This is a genomic window from Alkalihalobacillus sp. AL-G (assembly GCF_030643805.1).
GTDB lineage: Bacteria > Bacillota > Bacilli > Bacillales > Fictibacillaceae > Pseudalkalibacillus.
The window spans coordinates 1,086,278-1,100,173 of record NZ_CP094656.1 but is presented as its reverse complement, the minus strand read 5'-3'; the positions used below and the strand labels follow the sequence as shown (position 1 = coordinate 1,100,173).

General features: G+C 42.3%; 9 protein-coding genes. 2 read left to right on the top strand and 7 right to left on the bottom strand.

Annotated elements, in window-relative coordinates; translation table 11 throughout:
• Window positions 1-6 precede the first annotated feature (6 nt).
• Together MOJ78_RS05650 and MOJ78_RS05645 are read right to left on the bottom strand one after the other, a co-directional pair.
• The gene (locus tag MOJ78_RS05650) at window positions 7-1,167 is read right to left on the bottom strand and encodes an amidohydrolase family protein (RefSeq protein ID WP_304980224.1); all 1,161 of its coding nucleotides are present in this window, start codon (window positions 1,165-1,167) and stop codon (window positions 7-9) included.
• Between the two features lie 212 nt (window positions 1,168-1,379).
• Window positions 1,380-2,558: a YhgE/Pip domain-containing protein gene (locus MOJ78_RS05645; RefSeq protein ID WP_304980223.1), complete on the bottom strand. Its 1,179-nt coding sequence runs from the start codon at window positions 2,556-2,558 to the stop codon at window positions 1,380-1,382.
• Window positions 2,559-2,735: 177 nt separating this feature from the next.
• Between MOJ78_RS05645 and MOJ78_RS05640 the strand changes: the two genes are divergently transcribed.
• On the top strand, window positions 2,736-3,350 hold the full coding sequence (locus MOJ78_RS05640) for a TetR/AcrR family transcriptional regulator (protein WP_304980222.1): 615 nt from the start codon (window positions 2,736-2,738) through the stop codon (window positions 3,348-3,350).
• Window positions 3,351-3,486: 136 nt separating this feature from the next.
• Here the strand turns inward: MOJ78_RS05640 and MOJ78_RS05635 are convergent, their stop codons facing one another.
• From MOJ78_RS05635 to MOJ78_RS05615, 5 genes are all read right to left on the bottom strand, one after another.
• On the bottom strand, window positions 3,487-4,329 hold the full coding sequence (locus MOJ78_RS05635) for a DUF2785 domain-containing protein (protein ID WP_304980221.1): 843 nt from the start codon (window positions 4,327-4,329) through the stop codon (window positions 3,487-3,489).
• 19 nt (window positions 4,330-4,348) lie between these two features.
• The gene (locus tag MOJ78_RS05630) at window positions 4,349-4,630 is read right to left on the bottom strand and encodes a transporter suffix domain-containing protein (RefSeq protein ID WP_304980220.1); all 282 of its coding nucleotides are present in this window, start codon (window positions 4,628-4,630) and stop codon (window positions 4,349-4,351) included.
• A gap of 462 nt (window positions 4,631-5,092) precedes the next feature.
• Window positions 5,093-5,251 carry a hypothetical protein gene (locus MOJ78_RS05625; RefSeq protein ID WP_304980219.1) on the bottom strand — a complete coding sequence of 53 codons (159 nt, stop codon included), beginning with the start codon at window positions 5,249-5,251 and terminating at the stop codon, window positions 5,093-5,095.
• Window positions 5,252-5,499: 248 nt separating this feature from the next.
• Window positions 5,500-6,411 carry a tyrosinase family protein gene (locus tag MOJ78_RS05620; protein ID WP_304980218.1) on the bottom strand — a complete coding sequence of 304 codons (912 nt, stop codon included), beginning with the start codon at window positions 6,409-6,411 and terminating at the stop codon, window positions 5,500-5,502.
• Window positions 6,412-6,591: 180 nt separating this feature from the next.
• The gene (locus tag MOJ78_RS05615; protein ID WP_304980217.1) at window positions 6,592-9,951 is read right to left on the bottom strand and encodes a phosphodiester glycosidase family protein; all 3,360 of its coding nucleotides are present in this window, start codon (window positions 9,949-9,951) and stop codon (window positions 6,592-6,594) included.
• Between the two features lie 500 nt (window positions 9,952-10,451).
• Between MOJ78_RS05615 and MOJ78_RS05610 the strand changes: the two genes are divergently transcribed.
• Entirely contained in the window at window positions 10,452-13,667 is a 3,216-nt protein-coding gene (locus MOJ78_RS05610; protein ID WP_304980216.1) for a M36 family metallopeptidase, read from the top strand.
• Window positions 13,668-13,896 lie beyond the last annotated feature (229 nt).

Below are 13,896 nucleotides of genomic sequence, written 5' to 3'. Positions count from 1 at the left end.
TTTCCACTATCTCAGGTTTTCTTCTAACTGAAAAATTTGCTCATTCGCTTCTCGTTTATTTAGCTGATACGTTTTACTCGTTATGTTCAGTTCTTTCGATAGCTCTTTGATTTTCTTAATCTGTGAATCTGTCGGTGGTTGTTGTTCGATTAATTTTTCATAGTTTTGATACGCGACCTTAGCAGCTGTTTTTGGAGATAGCAGATCAAGCAGCTCATACATCGCCTTATACGAATTCTCAAGGCCGATTTCAATTCCAGAGTCGGACCCTAAAAAGAAGCGGTCTGGATATTCCTCTATGACAGAGACGAAATCGGCTAGCTTATGTTCACTGCCACTGTTGTAGCGGGTAAACCCTGGAAAGAAGTCGACATAAAGGTTGTCATACTCTTTTAATAGAGCTTTCAGATTTTCTGGTTTATTGTAAACATTTCCATGTGCAAAAACAAAAATCGTATCCGGATGATTCTTCATCGCTTTTTTCAAGTAGGCAATCGGTGTCCCATTCGGTGGATCGATATGCAGAAGTACTGGAACTTCATATTTTGCGGCCAGGTCATAAATGTCAGGCAAGACCCCCCAGTTAGGATGTTCCGCTTTCCAGATGACGTCGGCACTCGGTGAATATGTGGATGCCGCATAAATTTCCCCGATATTCAAATAACCCTGCTCTAATCGTTCTGTCACGATTTCAATCCCATTTTGATCTTCCTTTAATGGAACACCGGCAAACGAAGGATAAATCAGGTCCGGGTACTTGTTATAGTATTTCCAGCTTAATTTATCGGTCCGGATCGCAGACGGTTCCGAAACATCTCCAAAAAGAACGGTTTTATCGATGCCGTATTTCTCCCAGATTACTTTCGTTGAAGTATTACGGTCGCCACCCCGCGTTTCGGTCATATCCAAATACATTACGTCATGATTATGTACATCGATAATCGGCAGGTCTTGATACACTTCATAGAGCGGCTTACTATCATCCTTGTTTTCTCGCATCTTTTTGATTTGATCTACCATCGTTTTATCATAGGTATAGTTAATTTCCGCAACTACTTTCACTTTCTTATTTAGTTGTTGGATTCCGAAGCCCCCTAGTACACATACTACAATTAAAACTACTATTACGATTTGTTTCTTGTTTTTAATAATGATATGAACCCCCATTCATAAAAAACTTACTCTACCTAATTCGACAAAACGCTTAATTTCCTTCTTTTTTCCAAACATTTAAAAGATTTTACTCGTGTTGACATTAATGGACAATAAAAGGATGTCCTTGATGGACACCCTTTTAACGATATTATAATATTCTTAGATTGCTGTTTGGGGAATTGACCGGCACCTTACTGAATTGAAAAGGTTACACTACGAGCAGTTTATCCTTCAATAACGCTCTGCTGTTTTTCTCCTTTTTTCTTAGGTTTTAACATAGCTGACAGCATAAGAGTCAATCCAGCTAATCCAGTATAGCCTACAATTCGTATTCCATTTGCTACTGTATTCCCTTCAAAGAATAATGAGTTTCTGAATACTTCTACACTAAAACGGAACGGGACCCAGGAATACAGCCAAACTTTTGTAACATCCGGGAGCAATTCTGGTGGTAATGTCAGGATCGGCATTGAGAAGAAAAAGAGTAACACAAATAATGGAGCCGCCGCATAACCGAGCCAGTTTAAAAGTCCACTCTGGATAAAAAAGAACATGATTCCCATAAACAACAAGAGCAAAAACATCTCCCCGCCGTTTGGAATAGAAACATTCAATACTCCGTTAGTCAACCAAAATACGAGAGAGCAAATAGTAGTAACGAAGATCAACCCAGCAAGCAACTGACTCACTATACTTGTGAAATTCCACTTTCCTGATCCTAGTTTCTTAATTATCGTAAAGATAATCATTGAACTGATGAATGTCGTAAGCCAAAGGATCTGAGTAAATAATGCTGGCGCGTTTCCATTCGCTGTATGACTAGCGATCTTATTCAGTTTTTCAGTGGTCACATGAACTGGTTGTGCCAACAATTTTGATTGATCGATAGATAGTGTTTTTTGTTGTGTGCCAACTTGTTCATACAAATTTTGTTGAACCTTCTGATTTAGATTCGATAATATCCCATTTGTTATTTGACCAGCCAAATTCGCTCCAGTCAAGCTCATTCCTTCATTGATCAGGACTTCCACTTCCGCCTTCTTAGGATTTTCTTTTAATAAAGAAAAGATATTTTGTGATAAGTCACTGGGAAGAACAATAGTTGCGTAGTATTTCTTCTCGTTCATCGCTTCCACTGCTTCATCCCGACTGTTTAAAAATGTCCAATCGGCTGACTGGTTCTCACTCTGTTTGATTTGATCCTTAAGGATTCTACCAAAATTGATTTGTTGTCCATTCGGTAAGGGTACACCCTCATCTTGAACAACAACAGCAAGAGGCATTTCTTTTAATGTCGGGTTTACCGTAGACCCCATGAAAGCAAATGTAAAGATGAACACTGCCAGTAGAATACCGACAAATCCTCCCCAAAATAGTTTTTGTTTAAATAATGATTTTATCATATACTCACTCCCTCTTATTAAACACATTGTTGATTAATTGACATTTTGTTGTGTACAATATCATTATAGAAGAATTTTTCACTCAATCAATAACCAATAACTTTAGTTTTGTAGGATAAACAACATTTAACCGAGTATTGTTGATTAATTTACAAGAAAAAACATGGAGTGTGGAATATGACCAAAAAGACGGACTTACGTGTGAAAAAAACGAGAAAACTTATAAACCAGGCATTTATCGACTTGATACAGAAAAAAGGGTTCGATTCTTTGACGATTCAAGACATTGCAGATGAGGCCCTCATTAACAGAGCAACCTTCTACTTGCATTATGAGGATAAGCATGACTTATTAGAAAAAATGAGTGATGGTGTGATTCAAGAAATAGTAAGTGTAATCAATCCAACAAATCACTTTACAGATAAGGAAGTCAAACTTGAGAAACTTCAAACAACGATTGAAAAAGTATACCAGAGGGTTGAAAGTAATCAGACTTTCTTTGCAGTAATGTTTGGAGAAAATGGCATCTATAATTTTAGAAATAAGCTGGAAGAAGTTATACGGGAGAAATTCAGTCAAAGTATGACGGAACTCAGGGTTCGACCTGAGGATTTCCAAATTCCTAAGGACTTGGTCACTCATTTTATCAGTGCTGCTTTTGTCGGAGTAATCCAATGGTGGTTAAAGCAAAAAGTGAAGCCTGCTCCGGGAGAAATGGCTATACAACTGTCTAAAATCATCACAATGGGACCTATGCAGGCATCCGGACTGAAAATTGAGAGTACCACATAAATGGTCCAGCAAAACATATTATTGAAATATAATTAGTTTAACGCTTTCCACGTTTCTATAACTACCTTCAGAATCTTTGTATCTTGTTAGGTCTTCTGGGTCATCTCAACTATATTCGTAAAAACAATCCCTCTTCCTAGTGGTAGAGGGATTCGAAATTAGATTTAAGAGTTGCTCGAATCGTGTCACGACAGGATTTCCCCTGGTTTTTAAAACTTAAACGAAAGTAGAGCGTTTGAAGGAAATGAGTGAGATTGGTTCGTAGGTGGAAATAGGAATGCGTCATACCTTCTTCCGTTTTTGTTTTTAATTGGTCGTGAAGGGAGTCGACCCATGCAACAAGTTCGGTTTCCTGCAATCCCTTTTCAAGCATAGCTTCAACCGCAAAAATCAACCGCTCACCTTCGTTGTCGATGTAGACGCCTTGATCTCGGGTCACGCACTTTTTAATTGCCGTGAGACATTTTGGGTAAAAGGTTACCGGGTTAACCGTTGGGTGTTTTGTGGCTACGGTTATTAAGTCCGCACCATGCGCGATGCTATGAGCCCAGCCTTTTCCTTCAACAAATCCGCGAAGGTCATTTTCTTCCATTAAATAGGTAACCGCTTTGTCACAAACGTGTATAGCTAAGTCACTATCTAAAAATCGTTTCTCAGCATCCTTATGAATTATGAGTGCAAGAACAAGTGATGAAAAAGAACGTCGGAAAACGGAGTCCTCTTCGTTTTCTCCGATCCGATAAAACAAATAGTCGTCGTCAATACAGGTTTTAAGAATATGTATTAATGTATTTTGATTTAGGTGGTCGTTCATGATAAGCCTTGCAAATGTCGAATAAATCAGCTCGTCTCTGAGCTCTGGATCTGGTGAACCGATATGGGTAAGCATAGGTTCAACGAGTTTTTCCAAGTCCATTTCCTCAAGTTGGTCTTCAGACATTTCTTGCAGTTGGTTCAGTTCTTCTTTAAGTACTTCCATTGCGATTCCCCTTTATAACTCATTCCGATTTGTTTTTAAACCAATTACGTGGATTGAGTTGTTTTCGATACCGACGTGCTGCCTCTCGTCCGAGTATGATCCCTCCGATCCAAAACGCAATTTCTCCACCAATCCCAAGTGCTGCAGCGATGAAAATTCTTGTATTCATTTCAACTGGCAGAAACGGTACAGCAAAAATCAACAACCAGGCGACCACTGAGAAAATGAGAAGTCCTATTCCTAGCTTTTTGGTCTTTGGGTTCGCTATATTCTTTTTTTGTGTTGTATTCTCGTTATCCATGAGCGTCACCTTCATTGTTTTTTCTTCTAGTATAACAAGAAAAGCTTAATTAAGTTGATTTGCGAATGCAATTCCCCACTATAATTGTACTTTTTGGTCGAGGTTCAGCGGTTAGGGGCAAAAGTTCGGCGGTTGAAGTCAAAAGTTCAGCGGTTAGCCGCAAAAGTTCAGCGCTTAGTGGTAAAACTTCGGCCAACTAAAGTGTTTGATCCAAATTAATAAGCATAAATTTAGCGTAGAAACAGTAATTAGAACAGTCTCTACCCTTCCTATAATATTCAATTGCCATGGAAAGGCTTTCGTAAGGCAGAGATTCAATAATGTGGATTGAAGATATGAAGACATACATTAAAATCATTGTTATTGAAGTAAATCCTATAAAATTCTCGAGGAAAATATGAGGGTCGAAAATTATTTGATGCCGATTAAATTCTTAACTCTGTATATATCCTTTTCGTTGATCTATGTTTTAGAAGCTAGCAGATCAATATTGCTGTCTATTATGTCTAACTTCTCATTAGCTTCTTTTCTGAAATTATCCATTTCTTTTCTAAAACCTTGATAGTCCTCTTTCATCTCGAGTATTACTTTTAAAAGCTTGTCCAATTTTTCTTCTGGCATTTCCTCACATAAGAATTTATGGATTGTCGAAATCCCTTTTCACTGCAAATTTGCACTTCATAAAAAGATGAAAAGACTGCCATTTGGGCAGCTTTTCCTCATAAAACCTTTATTGTTCTGTGTTTAGCTCGAATGTGTTTCAGTGTCACCTGACTGTACAAAGATGCTGATATTTTGCTGGTTGTAGGGACGTGAATTGTTGTGTTTCAGGATTGGTACCACCAGGTTGGACCTTCCTTTTAAAACATTTATGCTCCGGCTCTTTTACGTCGTGTTCTTAACACAGCATTGACCTCTGTATCGTATACATAACCCAGGTCTCTGTGATTGATGACGTCAAGGATTGTCGTACTCCACGGATAGAGAGAATCGTTCAGGTTATGTCCGGTAGGTCCACCTGTAATAGGAAGATAGGGTTCGTTTTGATGAATGATTTGCCAAATTGTCCAAATACGATCGACATTCGCATGATGCAAAAAGAAAACAGGGTCGTTTGGTGCTGTAGGAATAAATTGCATATGACCGCCAACCCATACATGAACCCTGTTGTGTAATTGAGGTCCATCGATAAATCCTTCAAGATAGTTTCTAAAACTGTTCGTACTATTCATATTCCAAGGTGGATCATCATAAGGAACAATTTCTAGTGCATTCCGAATATCAGCTTCAGTAGGCAGTGTGGGCGAACGTTCGCTAGCACCAAAGTTTCGTTGCAACCCTCCACTTGCATTGCCATTTTCATCGACAATTGTCCATCGATCCGCGGCAAATGGACCATCTTCAATTAAAAAGTCATTATTGGGGTTACCGTTTCCACCCATGAAATCGGAGCCCCATACCGGTGAAGCGGACGGATCCGATAACTGAGCATCTGCAGCCCAGTCCCAATATGGCAATACGACTCCCTGTACTTCCGATTGAAGGTCCCGTTCAAATCGATAGATGAATTCACGGTGCCATGGTAAAAAGGATGGCCCCATATGAGCAGCATTCCGATCTGAACCTTCAGGAGTTTGAAAACTGCCTGCTTCAGCATGCCACCTTACGTAACGGTCATAGGTCCCCCTTTCTTTCAAAGCTAAAACAGCATTGACGAAATCACGCTTTTCCCTATCAGTAAGATCCCGTACATTTTTTCTCACATTGTACGTTGTAGCCATTTTTTCACCGCTCCATTCGCAAAAAAAAAGATATTCTCTATATTGAATGTTAAGCACCTTTGGGATGATATAGACAGATGTGGATTTTCACTGTAAAAAGGGAAGGACAAGTTGGATGCTAACCCAACTCGTCCCTTCAACTTTTGGTTCAATATTTATTTGGCTTTCTGGTAGGCCACGTTATTCGCCGCTAAGCTCGAATGTTCTTTCCATGTCACCTGATTGTACGGTGATGCTGATGGTTCCTGGTTTCAGGAAGGTGATTTCTTGTGTTTCGGGATTGAATTGTGCTGTTACGCCTGTCTCGGCAGTTTGTTCCGTTGTTGAAATCAGTAGATTGTTGGAGCCTTGATAGCGAATCGTTGCTGGATAGCTTAATGGGAAATTCCAGCCTCCCGCTTGATGGCCCGTCCAATTGACAACCGTTGTTTCTCCGACTACATAGGATTGACTTGCAACTGTAATGTCCTCCAAAATCGGCCGGATATCTGCTTGGATCCATATATTTTTTCCGATGCCTTGATAGGATGGGTCATGGAGTCGTTCATCCGGTTTCCAATTCGAATTGACTCCGAATACGGCATAGTTATAAAATCCACCATTATCGGGTGCTCCGTACGTTCCTTTTCCAATCGGACCGGTGATCATGTATGGAATTCCGTCCCTACGGTCAAGATGGACAAGCTGAGCATGGGCTGCCATGACCATCGCCCGTTTTCCTGTTTCCTCTCTAAAATCGGTGAGCCATTTTTCCAGTAAATCCGCTTCTTTACTATCGGCAATCGCATGTGCCCCATCCGGCAATGGGTCTTTTAGCGGGTGATGCCCGATTACGAAAACGTTGTTGATTGAGGAATCCGTCTTCGCTTCCTCCAACGCATTTTTGATCGTAAACCATTGCTCCGGATTACTGATGCGCAGTCCACCTAGTGATGTATTCATAAGGATAAACCGGGTACCTTCATGGTCGAATACTTGATGATCAGGTCCGAAGTATTCTTTAAAATTAGCAAGGTTTCCAGTGCCGTACGTTTCGTGATTCCCCGGGGTTACATAGTATGGTTTTTCGAGGTTTTCCTCGATCAACTGCTTCGCAAATTGAAATTCCTCTTCTGTATCAAAGTCGACGACATCCCCGTTGAACAGGACAAAATCAACATCCTGCTCGTTAAGCGATTGAAGTACTTTTTTCGAATTCTTGATTTCCTTGCTGCCTTCGTTTGCACTGATGAGCTGCAAATCGGAAATGACTGCGAATTTCCAATGATCTGCTGGCAATTTTCCGTACTCTAAAATAAGCGGGTCTTCACGCTTTTCTTGTTCAGGAATTTCTAGCTTTTGTGCTACTTTCGTCTGTACATCGTCAATCATGATGTACCCAGTATCTTGTTTATTCCGGTCTGTTTCAACCAAATAGATTCGGTCTAAAATAACTGGGTACTCGACGCCAGCCGGTACATTGGCTTCAACGTATTTCCAGCCGTTCCAGTCCACACTATACGTGAGATCTAACACATGGTAGACGTTGTTGCTGTCTTTGATTCGTGCTCTTAGCCAATGGCCATTTCCTTCCGTTCCATAAACTCTTGCGCCGATTTTCTTCACATCACCTGCTAAGGGCAGTGAGCGATTCGGCGGGAACATATAGGCTGCACGAGTTCGAGTTGTCGTCGTGAAATCGTAATTCAATTTCAGTGCATTTCCATCCGTTTTATCTGTTGAGACATATTCGAGGCTGCCGCCCACTTCATATGGCCATCTGAAAAACGTCCATGGATCGGAAGTATCTTCAAATGTTTCTGCCATCTCTGTTCTTAAGCCGACCGTGACTCCAAGGTTTGTTTCCAAATCACCGACGATCGCTTTCACTAGACTAGCACTGCCATCCTCAAGTGCAGTCAGGGTAAAAGAACCATCCTTATTCGGCTCGATTGAGATCTTATTTTCGTCATATTGGAGTTGTACATCACGGGGTTCAATGTACGTGCTATACCCCTCTTCATCCTTTCCGATCACCATGAACGTGGTTGACTTTCCTTTTTCAAGGCCGATTTGTCTCGGTTCAATCAATAGTTCAACGGGTTCACCGAGCACGTGGATATCCGAATACGTCATATCGCCACGGAACTTCGCGCGGATCCGGTCTTTACCATGTTGCCTGGCATGAAATACATTCCCGTCAAAGCTTCCCGCTTCACCACCGTGCCACTCGACCTCCTCAGCTTTCACCTCAATCGGAGCATAGGCTGTGTCGTACGCATGGGCTTCGAATTCCCTGCTGAGCCCTTTGAAAACGCGTGTCGAGTTAGCTTCGATTTGGAACCCGTCAAGATTCCCGGTTTTTGCGGTGCTCCAAATCCCGATTCCATTCGGCACATGTCGTTCTCCGCCATCAGAAGGGCTGTTAAAAACGTTGATATCCCCTCTACCGAGCTCACGGGCAACAAGTGTCGATGAACCACCGCCGTCTAGGTTCAATGCGTTCCATGCCCCGTGTTCTTTCATTAGATGTGCCAATTCGAGTAATGTCATTCCCCTGCTGTCCCGTTGGCGTCCATCAACGGTTGCAAGGATCATCTGTGTCCCGTCCTTTGAAAACCCGACCGCTGTACGTGGATGGCGATCACCATTATCGGTTGTACTGATTTCTCCATCCTTGACGAGTTGAGAACTTCCGCCAACAGCAAACGTCATGTTTTTAAAAGCAGGTGAGGTCGAATAGGTGATGTCAACCGTACTGCCTACCTGTAGGTTTTGTAAAAATTGTGCTGCATCCCCTTTTCCGCTTAAAAGGACTTCTCCTTCTAGAAGCGGTTGTGTGTAGATGTTCCCTTCAATAACTTGCGTAACTTTGTTGTCTTTTAGAAGAACTTCGATAAAGTCCGCAGAACCGCTTAAAAGGTGCGTGCGACTCGCTTCACCCCAAGCCGACGTATATAAAACAAGCTCATTATTGTTGACCGTCGGATGGTTGATCCCGTCGAGTTCATGCGTTCCATCCGAAGTTGAAACTTGACCCTCAAGGACGGCTTTAGCGATGTGCCCGATTCGGTCGTCCGATACTGAGACACTCATTCGTCCAGCGTAACTGCTCTTAATGAGTTCACCATTGCTAACCTCTAAGCCAATCGGTGCGTTCGTGTTGCTGATGTCAAAAAAGTCACCGTTCACTCCGGCAATCGCACCTGATTCTTTTACTTGTTTACTAATCGGTGCTTTATCGGTAACATTTCCAGGTGTTAATAGATTGGTAGAGAGTGTTTCTTCACTAAGATTGACCTTCATTACGTCACCACGAAGCCATCCTTCGGTATCAAAGCGGTTAAACTGCATGAGTGTTACACCTTTCGCAATCGGCGTTTCCTCAATTTCTTCATGGATAACTTTGTACACAGTGGTTTCGTTCGTAGTGGTTGTGGCAATTGAAGGTTGTGGAACAGGCGTGTCTGAGGATGGAACATCATCCTTTGCGAGTGCAGGTGAGATCGGCACTAAGATCAATACGGCTAGCATGATTATCAGCAATCGTTTTAAAAACATGATAAGCCTCCTTTTTTCATCTCAAAAAGCTTGCGTTTTTTCAAGGAATTTCGTTTTTACAACCCTCCCTACTAAACTCTTCTATTTCCATTAAATCCGAAGACTTTTAACAGAAGATTAAGTGCTTGCAAGGTTTTTGTTAACTTTCTAGGTGATTGGTATCGTTCGTGTTGTACTTGGGAAAGTATTCTCATATAAAAAGTAGTTGAGGGTTGATCGGGTGTGTAAATGATCGATATATCTTTAGAATTTCTCTTTTGAACATCAAAGTCCCTTGCGTCTCTTTTCATATCTATCGAACTTGTATAAACACATCGATAGTACTAGCATGTCCTATCATTTCGGTTATCGATATAATACCTTTGTGGTAGACAGATAGGTTCTAAGGAATATCTTGTATAGGCTGTTGTCTGTATTTGTAAGCAATTGCAAAGGGTAATCGAGGCTGGCTGGAGAAAAAGCTTAACAATGCTTATATTCAGGGGAGGAATAAAAACTAGATGAGAAAACGAAATCTATTAACCGCAGCATGTGCAACCTTGCTCGCTGGTCAGGTACTTATGACCAGTGGAGTAAATGCCGACGAAGTATCCGGCCCAATCACAGAGACGGGGGTTCATGAACACAAGGAATCCTCGCATTTTGATGTTCGGGACACAGTCAATCGAGTTTTGCCGACTGATGCCCAACTCGATGCTGCCGATGCGATGATCCAAAATGCAGGAGCAGGCGTCAAAATTGAGTGGAACGGTCTGTTTGGAACACCTTCAACAATCATTAAAGACCAAGGGTACCTTACAGAGGCTTCAAGCGAAAATGCAGAAACCGTAGCGCGTAATTGGCTAAAGGAAAATGCAGCATTATTTGGTCTTACAGCTGCTGAAGTCGATACGTTAAACGTAATCAGAGATTATGCAATGCCAGACACAGGTCTTCATCCGGTCACGTTCCAACAAACCTTTGATGGGATTGAATCGGTTTACGGCGGAAGAGTCATCGTTGCCGTCAATAAAGAGGGGAAAATCTTATCTGTCGCGGGCAATCTAAGCCGCTCGAAGGAATTGACTGGCGAGTTCCAGCTTTCTTCTGCAGAAGCTTTGAACAAGGCAATTGCATTAGAGGCCCCAGACTTAACTTATACGCCTGAGTTGATCGGGACTGAAAAAGGCTGGGACGTCTTTGATGGCGGAGACGTTTTACCAGCAAAACAACGCGTCAAAAAAGCAACGTTTATCACAGAGGATGGTGTACGCCCGGCTTATCGTGTTCTCTTCATTGAAGAATTGAACGTGGGGTATGAAATCGTGATCGATGCCGCTACTGGTGAACAATTGTATAAACGTTCACTCGTCGACTATCTTCTTCAGTCTGAAGGGTTGATTTTCGAAAACTATCCTGGTGCCCCTCAAGGTGGTACGCAAGTCGCCAAGTCCTTCAAAGGTGACCCGAATGCTTCACCGAATGGATGGCTGATTCCAGGAACTGAATTAGGGGTTACGACTTACGGGAATAACGCCAATTCGTATGCGAACTGGAGTAACTTCCTTGTACCTGCAGACCAGGCTACTCGCCCGGTTGCACCGGATGGAGAATTCAGTTATCTGTTTAAAAACGCTTGGCAGGAAACGCAAGGTCAAACGACCCCGCCTTCCTACGCCGAGGATTTGAACAGTGCAGCAACCAACCTGTTTTATCACCATAACCTGTTCCATGACTACTACTATAATTTAGGATGGACAGAAGCGGCAGGTAACCTGCAGCTTTCAAACTTTGGAAAAGGTGGACTTGGCGGAGATGCGATTTTAGGTCTTGTCCAGGCGGGAGCTGTATCAGGCGGTGCGCCAACCTACACAGGGCGTGACAATGCGTACATGCTGACGTTACCTGACGGGATTCCAGCATGGAGCGGAATGTTCCTATGGGAGCCGATTCCCGGAGCATTTGAAGGACAATATGCAGACGGGGACTTTGATGCAGGGATCATCTATCACGAATACTCACATGCTCTGACAACTCGGATGGTAGCTGGTGGCGAAGCACTTGGAAGCCATCAATCCGGTTCAATGGGTGAAGGCTGGGGTGACTGGTACGGGATGCATTACCTGATCAAAAACGGCCTTCAAGAAAAACCAGTTGTCGGAGGTTATGTTACCGGAAACTTTGAACGTGGTATCCGAAGCTATTCTTTAGATGAAGCACCTTACAATTACGGTGATATCGGCTATGACGTCGGAGGTCCTGAAGTCCATTCAGATGGAGACATTTGGGCTGCGATTTTATGGCATGTGAGAGAAGAATTAATTGAACGTTACGGTAAAACAGAAGGCGAATCTGTTGCCGAGCATATTGTTATCGATGCAATGCCGATTTCGGTACCAAACCCGTCCATGGAAGATATGAGAACAGCGATCATTGCTGCTGACTTTGAACGTTATGGTGGAGAGCATTACGATGCATTATGGACTGCGTTCGCTCAACGTGGCTTAGGTGCCAACGCATTCTCTAACGGTGGTGATGACACGGATCCAATCCCTGCCTTCAATCATCCGGATGGGCAACGAAACGGTCAACTTGTCGGAAAAGTTATCAATAATGCGACGAACCAACCGATTGCAGATGCAAGAATCATGATCGGAGAGTTTGAAGCAAGAACAAGTCCCGTTGTAGTTTCAAGTGATAAAGGGAAATTTGGAACGTATGTTGTGGAAGGAACGTATGACATTACGATCCAAGCAAGAGGATTCGGTTCTAGAACAATAAGAGATGTAGTGATCGAACCAGGTGAAAAGAACAAGTTAGCATTCAATCTATCACCTAACGTCGCTTCTTCCTTCAACGGTGCTACGATTTCCAGTGTATCTGGGCAATCTGATAGCAACCCTGTAAAATTTGCAATTGATGATACGGAAGCTAGTGTTTTCGCATCGAACACTCAAGAAAATGGATTCCTAGGTGCTGAATTCGTGGTCGACTTAGCTGGAGATGAGACAGTTGAAGTTTCTCATGTTCAAGTTAGCGCAATGAAAGATGTATCTAAGTCACGATTTGCCACAATTAAGAATTTCAGTGTCCAAGTTTCTATGGACGGAGAGAATTGGACAACCGTTGTGAGGGATAAGTTTGAAGCTGGTAAACCTAGACCAACGGTAGCAGATCTGCATTACCAAGGATATGATCTTGCGGAGCCTGTTCAAGCGAAATTTCTCAAATTCATTGCGCACGATTTACAAGATAATGCAAAAGGTTATGTCCAAGTAGCTGAGGTTCAAGCCTTTTCTGCTGAAAAGTCAAAGATCGAACCATTACCTATCGAACCAGAAGTACCATTTGTTGCTGAAGGAAGTGTCCAAGCAGGTAATCCAGGGACAGGAATCGGAAGCCTTGCAGGTGTCCCGGCGACACTTGCGGTTACAGAAAACGAGTTTGTTACGACACAGAACCCTGAACCAGCTTCTCAAGGTGTAGACGGGCATGTTGTCACCTTACCTGAGCAATATGGTGATGGCATACACAATTTTACATTAAAAGGTTCAAGCAGCACAGCATATGACTATGATGTCTATTTCTATAACAAAAACTTTGAATTGATTGGCGGTGTTGCAACTGCCGGGGCAAATGAATCAGGTGTCATCCCTGGTGGTACACGCTACGTATATGTGGGACTTTACTCTGGAGCAAACATACCATTTACATTCACTGCAACAAGTCCATATTGATCCTCGCTCCACTTTTCACTAAAACATTCAGATGATGCTTAGAAAACTAGAGGGAAGGCGCAAATCAGCGCCTTCTCTTTTTTGTGAAGAATTCATATTGTTAATCCCTTCCTTTTCCCATTTTATCCTGTCAAAATTCAATTATTTTTTATCCGCCATTCATTTATGTTAAGGTTTTTTGGAAATCATCCTATAACATAGATTTATTTAGGGTATGATGAAAAACGTT